At 71.5% G+C, this 16,651-nt stretch carries 19 protein-coding genes and 1 riboswitch; of the genes, 8 read left to right on the top strand and 11 right to left on the bottom strand.

The window, feature by feature from the left end:
* Positions 1–14: 14 nt before the first annotated feature.
* From JEK78_RS03540 to JEK78_RS03515, 6 genes are all read left to right on the top strand, one after another.
* The gene (locus JEK78_RS03540) at positions 15–1,061 is read left to right on the top strand and encodes an ABC transporter substrate-binding protein (protein ID WP_200262640.1); all 1,047 of its coding nucleotides are present in this window, start codon (positions 15–17) and stop codon (positions 1,059–1,061) included.
* Positions 1,062–1,117: 56 nt separating this feature from the next.
* Complete coding sequence (locus tag JEK78_RS03535; RefSeq protein WP_200262639.1) at positions 1,118–2,083, top strand: iron ABC transporter permease; 966 nt, start codon at positions 1,118–1,120, stop codon at positions 2,081–2,083.
* Positions 2,084–2,086: 3 nt separating this feature from the next.
* A complete protein-coding gene (locus JEK78_RS03530; protein ID WP_200262638.1) occupies positions 2,087–2,935 on the top strand; it encodes an ABC transporter ATP-binding protein in 849 nt (282 codons plus the stop codon).
* A 124-nt stretch (positions 2,936–3,059) separates the two neighbouring features.
* Positions 3,060–3,500: a nitroreductase family deazaflavin-dependent oxidoreductase gene (locus JEK78_RS03525; RefSeq protein ID WP_200262637.1), complete on the top strand. Its 441-nt coding sequence runs from the start codon at positions 3,060–3,062 to the stop codon at positions 3,498–3,500.
* 169 nt (positions 3,501–3,669) lie between these two features.
* Positions 3,670–4,113: an Rrf2 family transcriptional regulator gene (locus tag JEK78_RS03520; protein WP_200262636.1), complete on the top strand. Its 444-nt coding sequence runs from the start codon at positions 3,670–3,672 to the stop codon at positions 4,111–4,113.
* Between the two features lie 77 nt (positions 4,114–4,190).
* Entirely contained in the window at positions 4,191–5,387 is a 1,197-nt protein-coding gene (locus JEK78_RS03515; RefSeq protein WP_200262635.1) for a globin domain-containing protein, read from the top strand.
* A gap of 88 nt (positions 5,388–5,475) precedes the next feature.
* Here JEK78_RS03515 and JEK78_RS03510 read toward each other — a convergent pair whose 3' ends face one another.
* Positions 5,476–5,919 (bottom strand): GNAT family N-acetyltransferase, encoded by a 444-nt coding sequence (locus JEK78_RS03510; protein ID WP_200262634.1) that lies wholly within the window; start codon positions 5,917–5,919, stop codon positions 5,476–5,478.
* Positions 5,920–6,006: 87 nt separating this feature from the next.
* The gene (locus tag JEK78_RS03505; protein WP_200262633.1) at positions 6,007–6,567 is read right to left on the bottom strand and encodes a PadR family transcriptional regulator; all 561 of its coding nucleotides are present in this window, start codon (positions 6,565–6,567) and stop codon (positions 6,007–6,009) included.
* Between the two features lie 144 nt (positions 6,568–6,711).
* Here JEK78_RS03505 and JEK78_RS03500 point away from each other — a divergent pair, with 144 nt between their 5' ends.
* On the top strand, positions 6,712–7,104 hold the full coding sequence (locus JEK78_RS03500) for a nuclear transport factor 2 family protein (RefSeq protein WP_200262632.1): 393 nt from the start codon (positions 6,712–6,714) through the stop codon (positions 7,102–7,104).
* 66 nt (positions 7,105–7,170) lie between these two features.
* On the opposite strand, the gene JEK78_RS03495 is transcribed toward JEK78_RS03500, so the two are convergent.
* Positions 7,171–8,634, bottom strand: a complete 1,464-nt coding sequence (locus tag JEK78_RS03495) for a catalase (protein WP_200262631.1) — start codon at positions 8,632–8,634, stop codon at positions 7,171–7,173.
* A 182-nt stretch (positions 8,635–8,816) separates the two neighbouring features.
* Here JEK78_RS03495 and JEK78_RS03490 point away from each other — a divergent pair, with 182 nt between their 5' ends.
* The gene (locus JEK78_RS03490) at positions 8,817–9,404 is read left to right on the top strand and encodes a DM13 domain-containing protein (protein WP_200263975.1); all 588 of its coding nucleotides are present in this window, start codon (positions 8,817–8,819) and stop codon (positions 9,402–9,404) included.
* A 12-nt stretch (positions 9,405–9,416) separates the two neighbouring features.
* Here the strand turns inward: JEK78_RS03490 and JEK78_RS03485 are convergent, their stop codons facing one another.
* The 8 genes from JEK78_RS03485 to JEK78_RS03450 form a co-directional block, all read right to left on the bottom strand.
* Positions 9,417–10,472, bottom strand: coding sequence for a helix-turn-helix domain-containing protein (locus JEK78_RS03485; RefSeq protein ID WP_200262630.1), 1,056 nt, complete (start codon positions 10,470–10,472; stop codon positions 9,417–9,419).
* A gap of 220 nt (positions 10,473–10,692) precedes the next feature.
* A complete protein-coding gene (locus JEK78_RS03480) occupies positions 10,693–12,228 on the bottom strand; it encodes an alanine/glycine:cation symporter family protein (protein ID WP_200262629.1) in 1,536 nt (511 codons plus the stop codon).
* A 419-nt stretch (positions 12,229–12,647) separates the two neighbouring features.
* Complete coding sequence (locus JEK78_RS03475; protein ID WP_200262628.1) at positions 12,648–13,034, bottom strand: VOC family protein; 387 nt, start codon at positions 13,032–13,034, stop codon at positions 12,648–12,650.
* A 169-nt stretch (positions 13,035–13,203) separates the two neighbouring features.
* Complete coding sequence (locus JEK78_RS03470) at positions 13,204–14,064, bottom strand: ATP-binding cassette domain-containing protein (RefSeq protein WP_200262627.1); 861 nt, start codon at positions 14,062–14,064, stop codon at positions 13,204–13,206.
* Entirely contained in the window at positions 14,061–14,810 is a 750-nt protein-coding gene (cbiQ, locus tag JEK78_RS03465; protein ID WP_200262626.1) for a cobalt ECF transporter T component CbiQ, read from the bottom strand. The genes JEK78_RS03470 and cbiQ overlap by 4 nt, the downstream gene beginning before the upstream one ends.
* On the bottom strand, positions 14,811–15,146 hold the full coding sequence (locus JEK78_RS03460; protein WP_200262625.1) for an energy-coupling factor ABC transporter substrate-binding protein: 336 nt from the start codon (positions 15,144–15,146) through the stop codon (positions 14,811–14,813).
* A complete protein-coding gene (locus JEK78_RS03455) occupies positions 15,143–15,841 on the bottom strand; it encodes an energy-coupling factor ABC transporter permease (RefSeq protein ID WP_200263974.1) in 699 nt (232 codons plus the stop codon). Before JEK78_RS03455 ends, JEK78_RS03460 begins: the two co-directional genes overlap by 4 nt.
* A 29-nt stretch (positions 15,842–15,870) precedes the next feature.
* Positions 15,871–16,053: riboswitch (cobalamin riboswitch) on the bottom strand.
* 68 nt (positions 16,054–16,121) lie between these two features.
* On the bottom strand, positions 16,122–16,619 hold the full coding sequence (locus tag JEK78_RS03450; protein WP_242483360.1) for a potassium channel family protein: 498 nt from the start codon (positions 16,617–16,619) through the stop codon (positions 16,122–16,124).
* Positions 16,620–16,651: the final 32 nt, after the last annotated feature.

Raw genomic sequence — 16,651 nt, 5'->3', positions numbered from 1 at the left:
CCCAAGGAGCCCGCATGTCGACGCATCGGCCGTTCCTGGCCGCCTCGGCCGCAGCACTCTGCTTCCTGACCGCCGCCTGCGGCGGAGGAGCCTCGCCGGACTCGGACGACGCCGAGGCGGCCCCCGGCGCGTCCGGATCCGCCGGGGCCGGGTATCCGGTCACCCTGGAGAACTGCGGCCAGGAATTGACCTTCGATCAGGCGCCGGAACGCGTCGTGGTCATGAACGGGGCCACGGTCGCGGAGGTGTCGACCCTTCTCGCCCTGGGTCTGGGCGACCGGATCGTCGCCAATCAGCAGACCTACGGCATGTCCGAGGTGCCGGGCCGCGCGAAGGCCATCGACGAACTGCCGGACGGGGGAATCGAGCTCAACGACGCCTTCGACATCCCTCGCGAGGCGATGATCTCCCTGCGCCCCGATCTGGTGCTCTCGACCACGGCGTACGGGTTCGACGGGCGGAACGGCTTCGCCACGCGCGACCAGCTTCGGGAGGCCGGGGCCGCGACGTACGTCTCCCCGCGGGGTTGCGATCAGGACACCACCGCGATGACCATCGAGGACAGCTACCGGCTGCTCCGTGACCTGGGCCGGGTCTTCGACGTCGGCGACAAGGCCGAGGAGTTGATCGCCGATTCGAAACGCGAGATCGCCGCGGTCGCGGAGAAGGTGGCGGGCGAGGAGCGTCCCAAGGTCATGGTGGTGATCTCCAACATGTCGATGGGCACGAACGACTTCAGTTCGATCGCCGCCAAGGGCATCTACAACGACATCCTCGACAAGGCGGGCGCCGTCAACGCCTTCGAGGACGCCTCCGAGACCGCCTTCGCCGACCTGAGCAAGGAGAAGGTCGCCGCGACCGACGTCGACGCCCTCGTGGTGATCGGCTACAACGACCCCGATCCGGCGGGCTACGCCGAGAAGCTGCTCAAGGAGTTCCCCCAGTGGCCGGCAGCCGAGAACGACGCCTACCTGACCCTGTCCGACTCGATCTACCTCGGCCCGAGCAACGCCCTGGCGGTCGAGGAGATCGCGAAGACGCTTCACCCGGACGCGTTCTGAGGCGGATCGCCGTCCCGCTGGCGTTCACCCTGCTGCCCGCGTCCCTGGTCGTCACGATGATCGCGGCGATCGGCATCGGCGCGGTGGACATACCCGTCGGCGACGTGTGGGCGGTCGTCCGGCACCACGTCACCGGTGGGGGAGCGCTGCCCACCGACCCGGCGCTGGACCAGATCGTCTGGGAGTTCCGGACCCCGCGCGTGGTGTTGGCGGCGCTCGTGGGCGCCGGTCTGGCGGTGGCCGGGGCCGTCCTCCAGACGGTCGTGTCCAATCCGCTGGCCGACCCGACCGTCTTGGGCTTCTCCTACGGGGCGACACTCGGCGCGGCTCTGGTCATCACCCTGGGCGGCGGCGCCGTACTCGCCGGGGTCGGGGTGTCGGCCGCGGCCTTCCTGGGTGCCGTCCTCGCCGGCGCGCTCGTCTTCGCCCTGGGACGGCGTGGGGGGCGGATGGCGCCGGTCCGGCTGGTCCTGGCGGGCGTGGCGGTCGGCTATGTCTTCCTCTCGGCGACCAGCTACGTCCAGCTTCTGGCGACGCCGACCGAGTTGCGCACGATCATGTTCTGGATGCTGGGCAGCGTGGCCGGCGCCGACTGGGCTCGTATCCCCACGGTGGCGGCGGTGGTCCTGCTGACCACCACGCTGCTCGCCCTGTTCGGGCGTCGTCTGAACGTCCTGCTCGCCGGCGACGAGTCCGCGACGGCGCTGGGCGTCGACGTGAACCGCCTGCGCGCGGCGCTGCTGGTCCTCAGCGCGCTGCTGACCGGTGCCTGCGTCGCCGTCGCGGGCGGGATCGGCTTCGTCGGGCTGATGATCCCTCACCTGGTGCGGCTGACCATGGGCGCCGACCATCGCCGGCTGCTGCCTCTGACGGCCCTGCTCGGAGCGCTCTACCTGGTCCTGGTCGACCTGCTGTCCCGCACTCTGAACCGTCCGAACGAACTGCCGCTGGGTGTCCTCACGGCCCTGCTCGGCGCCCCCTTCTTCCTCTGGCTGCTCCGCCGCAACAAGGGCCTGGACTGAACCATGAGACTGATCGTCGACCGGATCCACGTCACCCTGGACGACCATCCGATCCTGCGCGAGGTGAGTCTGCGGGCCGAGGAGGGGGACATCGTCGGCCTCGTCGGCCCCAACGGCTCCGGGAAATCGACCCTGTTGCGCACGGTGTACCGCTCCCTGCGGCCCCGGTGCGGGGCGGTGCGGGTCGGCGGCGACGACGTGTGGGACCTGTCCCCGCGGGGCGCGGCCCGCCGCACGGCGGCCGTCCTCCAGGATGCCGGGGGGAACACCGCGGGGCTGACCGCGGCGGAGATCGTGGCCCTCGGCCGGACGCCCCACCACGGGTTGCTCGGCCGCGACGGCCCGGAGGACCGGGAGGTCGTCCGGGGGGCCATCGACCGATGTGGCGTCGGGCCGTTCGCCGGGAGGCCCTACGCCTCGCTCTCCGGCGGGGAACGGCAGCGGGTCCTGTTGGCCCGTGCTCTGGCGCAGCGGCCCCGGGTTCTGGTGTTGGACGAGCTGACCAATCATCTGGACATTCGGGCACGCTTCGAGTTGCTCGACCTGGTCCGGGCCACCGGCGTGACCACGCTCGCCGTGCTGCACGACCTGGATCTGGCCGCCCGCCTCTGCGATCAGTTGGTCGTCCTTCGGGAGGGGGCCGTGGCGGCGGCCGGACCCGTTCTCGACGTCCTGACCCCCGGACTGCTCGCCGATGTCTTCGGCGTTCGCGCCTCGACCGCGCGCCACGACGACGGTGTCGTGCGCATCACCTACGCGGCCCGTCCCCTGGCGGACGGGTCGGTCGTGACGGACGTCGCCGAGCGAGCGGCGGCCGGTGGCGGCCGTCCGGTGGAGAGGGCCGATCCGTGAGCCTCGGCCGTCCGGCGCTCGACCTCGACCACACCGCATGATTCCGGCCACCGCGCCCCACCCGTATCGGCCCGGGCGGCGTGGGACGGAGCGGTCCCTCTCCGAGGGCCATACCATGTAGATCATGGTTTCCTATGATCCGAACGACGTGCGCATGAGTGCCTTGGACTGGGTCGCGCAACAGGCCCGGCGCTACGAGGAGTCGGGAGGCACCGAGGCCACCGAGGCGCGAGGGGCTCCCTGTCTGCTGCTGGACTACGAGGGGCGCAAGAGCGGGGCGTGGCACCGCACCGTCCTCATCTACGGACGGGACGGCGAGGACTACCTGATCGTCGCCTCGAAGGGCGGACACACCCACCATCCCGCCTGGTACCTCAGCATGATGGAGCATCCCGACGTCCACGTGAGGGTGGGGACGGAGAGGTTCGAGGCCCGCGCCGAGACCCTGTCGCCCGAGGAGAAGGCCCGGGTCTGGCCGCACCTGCTGGAGGTCTATCCGGACTACGCGGAGTATCAGCGCACCACGGAACGGGACATCCCCGTGGTGCGGCTGCGCCGCGCCTGACCCGGGTGAGGCCGGTCCGGGTCGGCCGGCCTCACGGGCGCGCGGGCGGGCGCGTGTTCGCGGCCGGGATCCGCCGGCCCGGGGGGAGACGGTTCGCCGTGACCGAGGACACAGGGCGCTCCGGGGCCACTAATAGGTATCCATGATGCGTATTTGCTAGGTTGCCGGTGTGCGGTTGACGAAGTTCACCGACCTGGCGCTCCGTGCCGTGATGCGCCTGGCGGTCTCCGAGCAGGAAGGTCCCTCGACCACCCAGGAGGTGGCGGAGGCCGTGGGTGTGCCCGCCACGCACATGGCCAAGGCCGTCACCCGCCTTCAGCACCTCGGGGTGCTGGAGGCGCGGCGCGGGCGGGGCGGAGGGTTGGTGCTCACCGGGCTTGGGCGGAGGGCTTCGGTCGGCTGGCTGGTCAGGGAGTTGGAAGGGGAGGGCGAGGTGGTGGCCTGCGAGGGTGAGCCGCCCTGTCCGCTGCGGGGGGCCTGTCGGCTGCGCGGTGCGCTGCGCCAGGCGCAGGAAGCCTTCTACGCCACCCTCGATCCGCTCACCGTCGCGGACCTGGTCGGTCCGCCGACGGGCCCCGTGCTCGTCGGGCTGAGCCCGAGACCTCCCGTCTGAGTCGCCCGGGCATGAAGGTCGGGTATGGGTCTCCGCACGAAAAAACACGAAGATCATCTACCGATTTAGGAGCTGTCGTGCTCTCAGAGCGGTCCACTCCGGTCATCCGCGCCACGCTGCCGGCGGTCGAGCCCGTCATCGGCGACATCGCGGAACTGTTCTACACCAGGCTCTTCGAGGATCACCCCGAACTGCTCCGCGACCTGTTCAACCGCGCCAGTCAGGCCAACGGGGAACAGCGGCGGGCTCTGGCCGGCTCCGTCATCTCCTTCGCCCGGCTGCTCGTGGAGCGCCCCGACGCGCGCCCCGACGCGATGCTCCGGCGCATCGCCCACCGGCACGCCTCGCTGGGCGTCACCTCCGACCAGTACCCGCTCGTGCAGCGGCACCTGCTGGGCGCCATCGGCGAGGTGCTCGGCGACGCCGTCACACCCGAGGTGGCGGCGGCCTGGGACGAGGTCTACTGGCTCATGGCGGGCGCCCTCATCGCCGTCGAGAGCAGGCTCTACCAGGGGGCGGGGGTCCTGGACGGCGAGATCTGGCGACGGATGACGGTCGACGCGCGGACCGAGGAGACACCGGACGTCGTCTCGCTCGTCCTGCGCCCCGCCGACCCCGAGGGCAGGGTGGTCTTCAGGCCCGGACAATACGTCAGCGTGCGGACCGAACTGCCCGACGGCGCGCGCCAGATACGCCAGTACAGCATCTCCGGGGGCCCGGACGAGCGCCGGATGCGCATCAGCGTCAAGCGGGTGCGCGGCGGTGACGGGCCGGAGGGCGAGGTCTCCAGCCGGCTGCACGCCCACGTCCGCCCCGGTGACGTACTCGACGTCTCCCTGCCCTTCGGCGACCTGGTGTTGCCCGAGGGCGACGGCCCGCTGCTGCTGGCCTCGGCCGGGATCGGCAACACCCCGATGCTGTCCATGCTCCACCACCTCGCCGCTGAACAGCCGGAGCGTCCGGTGGTCGTGGTGCACGCCGACCGGGCCCCGGCGGACCACGTGCACCTCGACGAACTGCGTCGCCTCGTGGACACCCTCCCCGCCGCCTCCCTGCACCTGTGGTACGAGGAGCCCGACCCGAGCGTCCCGGGGGCCGCCCGAGGCAGGGCGGACATCACCAAGGTGAACCTGCCGCCCCGCACGACCGCCTACCTCTGCGGGCCGCTGCCCTTCATGCGAGCGGTGCGCGGAGACCTGCTCGGTCTCGGCCTGCCGGCACGCGAGATCCACTACGAGGTGTTCGGCTCCGACCTCTGGCTCGGTCGGGACTGACCGGAGGCGAGCGCGCCCGCGCCGGGGTACCCCCCCGGCGCACCCCGCGCCCGCCGGCGCTCGGTGCGCGCCGACCGGGGCGGCTCCGTCAGGGAGCCGGACGGACCATGGTGACCAACGGGTGGCCGCTCTCCTCGTCCACCCGGGTCTCGTGGTCCTCGAAGCCCATGAGTCGGTAGAAGCCCCGGGCCCGTTCGTTGGCCTCGAAGACCTCCAGCCGCAACCCGCCACGCAGCGTCGCGGCGTGTTCGATCAACATGCGGCCCACGCCCCGCCCCTGGTACACCGGGTCGACGAACAGCCCCCCGACCTCGTCGCCCAGCAGACCGAGGAGACCGACCACGGTCCCCGCGTCGTCCGCCACCCAGTTCTCGGCCATCGGGAGGTAGACCTCCCGCAACTTGCGCGCGCGCTCGCCCTCGCCCTCGCCCACGAGGAACGGGTGCGCCAGCTTCGCGGCGCGCGACCACAGGTCCACCACCGCCGCCTCGTCGGACGTCTCGTACCGCCGAATGGCGGGCTTCGTCTCCATGCCGCGAACGCTAGGGGCGTCCCGTCTGTGCGGGCAAGCGGTTTTGGGGCCGCCCGCTCGCGCGCGCTGCGGGGGCGCCCGAGCGGCTCAACGGCTCGCGCGGGCCTCCAGGACCCGCAGCGCCATCGCTCCCCAGTCGAGGTTCCCCTCCTCGAAGGCGATGCCTCTGAGCAGGGTCAGGTAGGGTCCGACCCGTTCGGCGTGGGCCAGGTGCTCCGCCTCGTCGCGCCCCTCCAGGAGCCCCTCGCGCAGTCGGGCGTAGTGGTCGAGTTTGGCGCGCGACCACCGCATGCGCGCCTCGATGTCCGCCCGCACCGCGTCGAGGTCGCCGGCGTCACAGCTCTGCACCTTCACCAGCAGGCCGTCCCGGATGGCGCCGGGGCGGTCCAGAGGCTCCGCGAGGTGCTCGCGCACCGCCCGACGACCGGATTCGGTCAGGGAGAACAGCCGCTTGTCCGGGCGCCGCAGCTGGCGCACGACGCGGGCGCGCACCAGCCCCTCGCGCTCCATGCGGTCGAGCTCCCGGTAGAGCTGCTGGGGCGTGGCCGTCCAGAAGTTGGAAACGGTGGCGTCGAAGCCCTTGGCGAGGTCGTAGCCGGAGGCCTCGCCTTCCAGGAGAGCGGCCATCACGGCGTGTCGCAGGGGCATTCGATCACCCTGACACCTCCACCGACCGGCGGACAAGCCGGACGCCCGGCGCGTGTCCGGCCGGACCCCTGGTGGGAACCCCCCGCGCGGCGTACGCTCCACGGCACCTATTCACTTTGTTGAGTAATCGAGGAGGGTGATCCGATGCATCCGTTCCGCACCGCGGTCGAGAAGGGCGACGCCGCCGCCGTCGAGGCGATGCTGTCCGAGAACGTCGTCTTCACCAGCCCGGTGGGGTTCCGGCCCTACCCGGGCAAGGCGATCACCGCCGCCATCCTGCGGGGCGTGTGGAGGGTCTTCGAGGACTTCACCTACGTCCGCGAGATCGCCGACCCCGCCGGTCGCGATCACGCCCTGGTCTTCACCGCCAGGGTCGGCGACAAGCGGATCCAAGGATGCGACTTCCTTCACTTCGACGAGGACGGGAAGATCGACGACTTCACGGTCATGGTCCGCCCGCTCTCGGCGGCCCAGGCACTCGCGGAGGCCATGGGCGCACAGTTCGACCGCGTCAGGGCGGAGGCGTCGGGGGCCTAGCCGGACGCGAGACGGGCGGCGCCGCGTCGTCGCCGGGCGCGCCGCCGCCCCCGGAACAGCGGCGGGTCAGCCGCCCTCGACCTCGGCGGCGATCCGGTCGCCGACCGTCCGGTCGACGGCGCGCCAGTACTCCAGGGCCCGGTCCAGCACCGGCCGCGAGACGCCCTTGAGGAGGTGTCCGCTCGCGTTGGCCACCAGGCGGTCCCGGGCGGCGTCGTCCATGACCTCGCGCACCATGGTGCCCGCCTGACCGAAGTCGTCGTCCTCGGCGTGCTTCCGGTACGCCTCGCGGACCATCTCGCCGGCGGTGTGCCAGCTCACCGGGGTGCCGAAGCGGTCGAAGTCGGCGGCGGGGCCGCCGTAGGAGTTCGGGGCGTAGGGCATGGCCGCCCGGGAGGGCTCGTACCGCATCGGGCCGTCCTTGGCGTAGGAGTCCACCGGCGCGTGCGGGCGGTTCGGCGGGAGCTGGGCGTAGTTCGGGCCGATCCGGTACCGGTGCGTGTCCGGGTAGGAGAACAGCCGCCCCAGCAGCATCTTGTCCGGCGAGGGACCGATGCCGGGCACCATGTTGGACGGCTCGAAGGCGGACTGCTCGATGTGCGTGAAGTAGTCCTCGGGATTGCGGTCGAGGACCATCCGTCCCACCTCGATCAGCGGATAGTCACCGTGCGGCCACACCTTGGTCAGGTCGAACGGGTTGAAGCGGTAGTCCGCGGCCTCCGCGAACGGCATGATCTGGACCTTCAGCGTCCAGCTCGGGGCGTTCCCCGAGGCGATGGCCTCGAACAGGTCGCGTCGGTGCGCGTCCGGGTCCGATCCGGCCAGTTCGTCGGCCTCCCCCTGGGTGAGGAACTCGATGCCCTGGTCGGTCTTGAAGTGGTACTTGACCCAGAAGCGCTCGCCCCCGCCGTTGATCCACAGGTAGGTGTGCGACCCGTAGCCGTTCATGTGGCGGTAGGACCGGGGGATGCCGCGATCTCCCATCAGCCAGGTGACCTGGTGCGCGGACTCGGGGGAGAGCGTCCAGAAGTCCCACTGCATGTCGTGGCTGCGCAGGCCGGTCACCGGGTGGCGCTTCTGCGAGCGGATGAAGTCCTGGAACTTCATCGTGTCCCGCACGAAGAAGATCGGTGTGTTGTTCCCGACCAGGTCGTAGTTGCCGTGCTCGGTGTAGAACTTCATGGCGAAACCGCGAGGGTCCCGCCAGGTGTCGGGAGAGCCCTGCTCACCGGCCACCGTCGAGAACCGGGCCAGCATCGGGGTCCGCCTGCCCGGCTGGAAGAGATCGGCCTTGGTGTACTGGCTCACGTCGGCCGTGACCTCGAAGAACCCGTAGGCGCCGCTTCCCTTGGCGTGCACCACCCGCTCCGGAACCCGCTCCCGGTTGAACTGGGCCATCTTCTCGATCAGGTAGTGGTCCTGCAGCAGGATCGGGCCGTCCGGCCCGACGGTGAGCGAGTGCTCGTCGGACTCCACCGGGACGCCCGCGTTGTTCGTGGTGTACGGAGCGCCGTCTGGTCGTGCGGTCATGGGGGACCTCCGTCCCGTAGCGGTGTCGGGGCTCCGCCCGCGTACCCGCCGAGCGCGGAATGATTCACGGGCGTCCTCGGCCGCGTAAGGGTTCCGTCATCTCTTTCGGGGTCCGCGGCGCTCGCCCATGGCGTTGAATGGGGTGGCGACGGGTTCCTGGGAGACGAGGCGGGATGACAGACATGGGCGCGATCCGGGGCAGGCCGTGGATCACCGGGTTTCTCGTGGCGGCGGTGGTCGCGGCCGGGGTGGGGCTGTACTGGTTCCAGCCCTGGAAGCTGTGGCAGGACGAGACCGTCGACGAGGCGCTGCCGGGTGTGGTGGTCACCACGAGCCCGTCCGCCGACGCCGCCCCGGGGGAATCGGGGGCGGACGACGGGCGGTCGGAGGCCGAGGGCGCCGAGACGCCCGCCGGACCTCGGACGCTGGCCGGCGGCGAGCTCGTCGACCACGAGCACCCCACCACCGGAGCCGTCACGCTGGTCCGGCTCGCGGACGGCGGTCATGTGGTGCGCCTGGAGGGCCTGGACACCAGCAACGGCCCCGACCTGCGTGTCTGGCTGACCGACGCCCCGGTCCTTGAGGGACGGGACGGATGGCACGTCTTCGACGACGGCGCCCACGTCGACCTGGGCGGTCTCAAGGGCAACAAGGGCAGCCAGAACTACCCGGTCCCGGAGGGCGTCGACCCGTCCGCCTACACGAGCGTGAGCATCTGGTGCGACCGCTTCGACGTCTCCTTCGGCGCCGCCGAGTTGCGCCCCGTCTGACGCCGAGCGGGGTCAGAGCTCCTGGGCGGGCCAGTCCAGCAGCCTTGCGCCGATGACCGCCGTCTGGAGCTTGTAGCGGTGCGCCGGGTCCGCCGGGTTCGCACCCGTCAACCGGTGTATGCGCTCCAGCCGGTAGGTCAGCGCGCGGACGCTCAGCGACATCCGACGGGCCGCCTCGGCGGCAACGCAGCCCGACCCGAAGTACGCGGTGAGCGTCTGCAACAGCGGCCGGGCGCCACCGCGGGCCCCGGTCAGGGGACCGAGGGTGTTCACGACGAGATCCGACATGGCCTGCCGATCACGCGTCAGCACCGGATACACCAGGAGGTCGGCGGCGCGCAGGACCGGGTCGTCCAGTTCCAGGCGCTCGGCCAGTTCCAGCGCGTTGAGTGCCTCCTCGTAGCTGTGCACCACGCCGCCGGGGCCGGACTGGGGGCGGCCGATGGCCACCCGACCGCCGTCGGTGGCCGCGTGTGCCTGCTTGGCGAAGTGGGCGAGGATCTCGTCCTGATGTCCGGGGGCGACGCACAGCAGCCGGCCGTCCTTGGTGGTGAGCAGGATGCTGCGGTTGCCGAAGCGGGCGATCAGCGCCTGCTCCACCCGGCGTGGCACGGCGTGTCCCTCGTCGTAGGCGGCGGGTCCCTGGGCGACGGCGACCGCGTGCTCCTGTGAGAGCCGAAGCCCGAAGCGTTCCGCGCGCTCGGCCAACCGCCCGAGGTCGGAGCGGCCGTAGAGCAGGTCGTCGATGAACTCGCGGCGCGCCGCCTCCTCCTGACGCACCGCGATCAGCTGGGCGCGCTCGTAGCCCTCGGCGAAGGCGTCCACGGCCTGTTGGACGGCGGCCAGGGCGCGATCGGCCGATCCCGGCGTGCCCGGCCAGGCGTGACGGGTGGCGGTCAGATGGGCGCTCACCAGGCTCCGCAGGCCGTATCCCGCCTCGGCCGCCTGCTCGCCGAGTACCCGCCGGGAGGCGATCTCGTCCCGAGTCAATCGGCGGCCGGTGTCCGCGACTTCGGCGAGGATGTGGGCGTAGCCGGCCAGGTAGCGTTCGGGCACTTCCCGCCCCATGGGTTCGTCCCTCCCGGTGTCCGCCGCTCGACCACCGCCGGTGCGTCGAGTCGACCGGCACGCAGACCTTAGTCAACACTGCCGGACTCCGGCAATCGAGGTCACCGCCGCCCGGTGTCCCCGGCGCCCCGGGTCACGGGCGGTCTCCGGAACGCCGACGGCCCGCTCGCACCCGGTTCGGGGGAGCGGGCCGTCGAGGCCGTGGGGGGAGGGGGGCCGGTCAGACCGTGGTCTTGGTGGGTTCCTCTTCCTCTCCCTGGTCGCCGCTTCCGCCGGCCTGGCGGGTGCGGATGTACTCAAGGAACGTGTTCAGCTCGCGCTTGACCACCGGCGCCAGCAGGTAGAGGCCGATGATGTTGATGACCGCGAGCATGAACAGCACCGCGTCGGCGAGGTCGATCAGCGTCTGGAGGGTGAGCAGGGAGCCGGCGACCGCGAACAGGGTGTACACGACCTTGTAGGTGATCTCGCTGGCCTTGCTGCGGCCGAACAGGTACGTCCAGGCCTTCAGCCCGTAGTAGCCCCAGGTCAGCACGGTGGAGATGGCGAAGAGCAGCACCGCGAGGGTGAGGATGTACGGGAACCACGGCATGACCGTCGCGAAGGCGTCGGAGGTGATCGTGACACCGCCGATGGCCTCGCCGGCACGCGCCTCGCCCCAGCTCGCCGGGTTGGCGATGACGATGGTCAGCGCCGTCATGGTGCAGATGACGACCGTGTCGATGAACGGCTCCAGCAGGGCCACGAGACCCTCGCTGGCGGGGTGCTTGGTCTTGACCGCGGAGTGAGCGATCGGCGCGGAGCCGAGCCCCGCCTCGTTGGAGAAGGCGGCCCGCTTGAAACCGATGATCAGGGCGCCGAGCACACCGCCGGCGACGCCCTGCGGGTTGAAGGCCCCCTCGATGATCGTGGAGATGGCGCTGGGGACCGCGGTGACGTTGACCAGGATCACGACCAGGCAGGCGGCGATGTAGATCGCGGCCATGCTCGGAATCAGCCTGCTGGTGACGGTGGCGATCGAGCGGATTCCGCCGAGGAGCACGATGCCGACCAGGGCGGCGACGAGGATGCCGAAGAAGAGCGCGCCCGCCGAGGAGCCCAAGGCCCCGTCCGTGCCGCCGGTGACGGAGACCAGCTGGGCGTAGGACTGGTTGACCTGGAAGAGGTTGCCGCCGAAGAGACCGAAGAAGAGGACCATCGCCGCCGCGAGCACGGCGAGGATCTTGCCCAGGGTCTTGCCGTTCTTGCCGAAGCGTTCCGTCAGGCCCTTGGGCAGGTAGTGCATGGGGCCGCCGGAGACGGTGCCGTCGGCGTGGACCTCGCGGTACTTCACACCGAGGGTCACCTCGACGAACTTGGTGGCCATGCCGAGCAGGCCGCAGAGGATCATCCAGAACGTGGCGCCCGCGCCACCGATCGAGACGGCGACGGCGACACCGGCGATGTTGCCGAGCCCGACCGTGCCGGAGACGGCCGCCGTGAGCGCCTGGAAGTGGTTGACCTCCCCGGACGCGCCCTTCTCGTCGTACTTGCCGCGCACCACGTCGACGGCGAGCCGGAACTTGCGCAACTGGAGGAAGCCGAACCAGCCGGTGAAGACGAGCCCCGCGATCACCAGCCAGCCGACGATGAGCGGAAACTCCGTGCCTCCGACGGGCACGGCGTAGAAGACCTTTTCGACGAGCCAGGTGGCGATGGGCTCGAAGAATCCGCTGACGGCTTCGTCCACGGAGTTGGTGAAGGAGTCGAGTGACACAGTGGCAACCTCGATGCGCGGGACCGACGCCGGGGGGGGGGCGTCTGCGTCGGCGGTGTATGCGGTCTGAGAGCGAACGCCGTCGTCCGTTCGGCGACCCCGGGCGGTCTGGTCCGCGGACTCGGACCGTGATCACCCTGGTCGTGCAGTCGACTGGTGTGCCGACACTCCGCGAAGTGGCGAGGGGTGTGCCACCTGCGGAGTTGCGCAGTTCTACCACGGGGTTCACGAATGTTTTAGTGATGCGGATCACATCACGGTCCGTGAACTGCGAGAACACCCGGGATCGCAATCGGACCGTTATCCGGGGTGGGGGGTCCGTTCATCGGACATTTGTTGCAGATTCAACCTCAATTGCCGCCGGTCCACGCGGCCGTCCCGGTGAGGTGGCCGGGTGGACCGGTGTCGCTCGGTCGTGCTCAGGCCAGCGTGGTGACGCAGAAGGGGTGGCCGGCGGGGTCCAGCAGCACCCGCCACCGGTCGGGTTCGGGCTGGGTCGCGGGCGCCACCGCCCCGCGATCCAGCAGCCAGGTCTGGGCCTCGTCCAGGTCGTCGACCCCCAGTTCGAGATGGGCCTGCTTCTCCTGGGACGGGTCGGGCCAGGTCGGGCGCCGGTAGTCGGCCAGCCGGTTGAAGCCGAGACCGGCCGAACCCTCTTCGCCCAGCAGGACGAAGTCGTCGGTGGAGTACAGAACGGGCAGTTTGAGGACCTCGGCGTAGAAGCGGGACAGCTCGACGGGGTCCGGGCAGTCGAACGTGACGGCCGCGTAGCGGAGGGAGGGGCGGGATGACGCGTCGTTGTTCATGTGACGGACGCTAGGCGGGAAAGAGGACACCTGGTGTCCGGATCGCGCCACCGCGCGGGGCCTCATGCGGAGTTCTCCCCCGACGGGACCCGACGTGGCCTTCCCGGTCGTGGGACTCGTCGCTCCGGCGCCGGGTCCGCCGCGCGCCCGACGGGACCCGGCGGGCGGATCAGGCCGGGCGGCCTTCCGCCCGGCGGTGCCCGTCGACGAAGTCGGCCAGTTCCTCCGCCGTGCGCGGCGCCGACGGTGGGTCGCCCGGCGCGGCCCGCGCTCGGAGCAGCCGGGCCACCGCGACCCCCCAGGGCAGACGCAGTCCGGCCCGACGCAACAGGTCGGGGTCGCCCAGGAGGGCGTCGGTCGGGCCGGAGCGGACGCCGGACGGGGTGAGCACGGCGGCTTCCTCGGCCCAACGCAGGGCGAGATCGACATCGTGGGTGGCCAGCACGACGGTGGCGCCGCCGGCGCGCAGCGCGTCCAGGGTCGCCAGCAACCGCTCCTGGCCGTCCGGGTCGAGCCCGGCGGTGGGCTCGTCCAGGATGAGCACCCGGGGGCGCATCGCGACGGCGCCGGCGATGGCGGCCCGCTTGCGCTGCCCGTAGGAGAGCAGGTGCGTGGGCCGGTCCGCCAGCGTCGCGATGTCCAGAGCCGCCAGAGCGTCGGACACCCGCGACCGCACCTCGGCGTCCGGCAGGCCGAGGTTGAGCGGGCCGAACGACACGTCCTGCGCCACGGAGGCGGCGAACAGCTGGTCGTCCGGATCCTGGACGACCAGCTGCACGGCCGTGCGCAACCGGGTCAACCCGGCTCGGTCGTACCGCACGGTCTCGCCGGCCACGCTCAGCCGACCGGAGCGAGGTCGCAGACCGCCGCTGAGCAGCCGCATCAGGGTGGTCTTGCCGCTGCCGTTGCGGCCCAGCAGAGCCAGGGCCCGCCCCTGGACCACCTCGAAGTCCAGGTCGCTCAGGACCTTCGGCCCGTCCTCGTAGGCGAAGGAGACGCCCCGAAGGGCGATCAGGGCGGAGCCGTTCAAGAAGAACTTCCTTCCAGTACCAGGGTGAGCACGGTGAGCCCGGCGAGCAGCAGACCGCTGGCGGCGGCGAACCGGACGGACACGCGGGCCCGCGGAACCAGCACACGCAGCGTGCCGTCGTACCCCCGCCCGGCGAGACCGGCCTGGAGCCGCGCCGCCCGGTCGAACGACCGCACGAACGCCGTGGCCCCCAGCCCGCCCAACGAACGCCAGACCGCCGCCCGCGAGGTGTGACCCAGCCGAGCGGCCTGGGCCTGCCGCACCCGGCGTACCGCGTCCCACAGCAGGAAGCTCATCCGATACGTCACCAAGGCCACATCCACCACGGGGGCCGGCACCCCCGCCCGCACCAGCCGCGGCAGCAGATCCGACATCGGCGTGGTGAACGCCACCAGCAACACCCCGAGGGACGCCGCCGACGAGCGCAGCAGCAGGCCCCCGGCGCGCGCCGGTCCGCCGTCGGCCCAGGAGACGAACCCGTCCGCCCCGCCCACCCGGACCAGCAGCGGCAGCGCGCCGGTCAGGCAGAAGCCCAGCGGCACCCGCCAGGCCCGCCACAGCGCCCGGGCCGGCACGCCCGCCGGGCCGAGCAACACGACCACGGCCGTCACCAGCACCAGGGCCGCACCGGGCCAGGGCGGCAGCGAGATCGCCAACGCGGTCAGACCCAGCCCCAGGATCGCCTTGTCGAGGGGGTGGCGGTGACGCCAGCGACTGGCGTGCGCCGCCGCGTCGATCGGCAGCACTCAGTCCCCCGCGGCCGAGCCCCGACCCGGGAGCGCGCTCTCCGCCCCCTGCCGCCTTCCTCGGCGCAGCCCGAAGTAGTAGGCCAGGACACCCGCGCCCAGCGCCGCCTGCAGGGCGAACAGCGCGGACTCGATCTCGCCCGAGGGCGGTTCGTACAGCGGGGAGAACCAGGGCTCATAGCCCGGGTCGATCTCGGTGATCGCCGTCTCCGCCTCGCCGTCGGCGCCGGCGAACGGCTCCTCCTTGTGGTCGCCGAGCCCGAACACCAAGGGGATCACCGCGAGCGCGGCGACCGCGAGCAGCAGCAGGGCGTTGATCCTCGTGTCACGCCTCATCGGGCAACCGCCTCCCGCTCGCGTCCGTTCGCGCGGCTCACCAGGACGCCGAGTCGCGTCAGCTCTCCCGCGCTGGAGCGGACGAGCAGGCGCACGACCAACACGGTGAGGAGCCCCTCGCTGACCGCCAGCGGGAGCTGGGTGACGGCGAAGATCGACCCGAACTTGCCGAGCGCGCCGAGGAAGCCGCTGCCCGGGTCGGGGAAGGCGAGGGCCAGTTGCGCCGAGGTGACGCAGTACGTCGACAGGTCGGCGACGAAGGCGCCGCAGAACACGGTCACCATGAGCGGCACGTCGAGGCGGCGCAACGCTCGATAGACGGCGTAGCCGGCCCAGGGACCGACGATCGCGAGGGAGAAGACGTTGGCACCGAGCGTGGTCAACCCGCCGTGGGCCAGGAGAAGCGCCTGGAACAGCAGGGTGATGGTGCCCAGGACCGCCATGATCGGCGGCCGGAACAGGATCGCACCCAGACCGGTGCCGGTCGGGTGCGAACAACTCCCCGTCACCGAGGGGAGCTTCAGAGCGGACAGGACGAACGTGAAGGCCCCGGAGGCGCCGAGGAGCAGTGTGCTCTCCGGATGCTCCCTGACCTCGCGGGTGAGTGTCCTGACTCCGTGGACGACGAACGGCGCGGACGCGACGCCCCAGGCGATCGCGTGCGCCGGGGGCAGGAAGCCCTCGGCAATGTGCATGGCTTGGCGGACCCTCTCCAGCACCTCGTGGATGGTTGACACGCCCCGGCCGGTCTCCTGGCTGACGGGTGACACCGCCCTGACTCCGCCTTCCCGGGTCCGCGGACCCAGTGGCCGCCCCGGAGGGCAGGAGCCGGACTTCCCGATCACAGTGGCGAGGGCCGCACCGGTATCGCACCGATTTCCCGTTCACCGAAGCGAGGTGACACTAGTCGCGGCCACACCCCGGTGACAAGGGCGCGCCGGGGCACGGACGGGGGCGGGCGGTGCCCGCAGGCGGTCAGTCGGCCCTCTCGCCCTCGCGGGGCCCCGCGCGGCGGACGGCGATCGCGCGCAGCCGCTGCCCCAGGGCGGTGGCGCCGGCGGTGAGGAAGACCAGCGTGTAGAGGATCTGGACGATCACCACCACGCGCGCCGTCTGCCCGGAGGGGGTGATGTCCCCGTAGCCGACGGTGGCCAGGGTCACCACCGTGAAGTAGAGGGCGTCCAACCGGGTTTCCAGGCCGGTGAACTCGCCGGGCTGCTTGGCCAGGGAGTAGTCGGCGGCGGCGAAGACGTGCATCACCAGCACGGTCAGCAGGGCGATGGTCATGCCGGGGCGCGTGCCGGCCCGGTCGGTCAACACGTGGCGGACCTGTCGGAGCAGGGACACCGCGACGACCGCGAGCACCAGGCAGAACACGGACCAGCTCAGCGCGGGCCGTTGCGGCCCGAGGAGGTCCAGGGGCAACAGGAAGTAGGCCACCACCACGGCCGCCGCGACGAGGGCCCGCAGCAGCCACGGGCGGGCGGCCCGGCAGTCCGCCGTCC

The organism is Streptomyces sp. HSG2 (genome assembly GCF_016598575.1).
Lineage (GTDB): Bacteria > Actinomycetota > Actinomycetes > Streptomycetales > Streptomycetaceae > Streptomyces.
The sequence above is the reverse complement of the archived record's forward strand: the minus strand, read 5'-3'. Positions and strand labels throughout refer to the sequence as shown.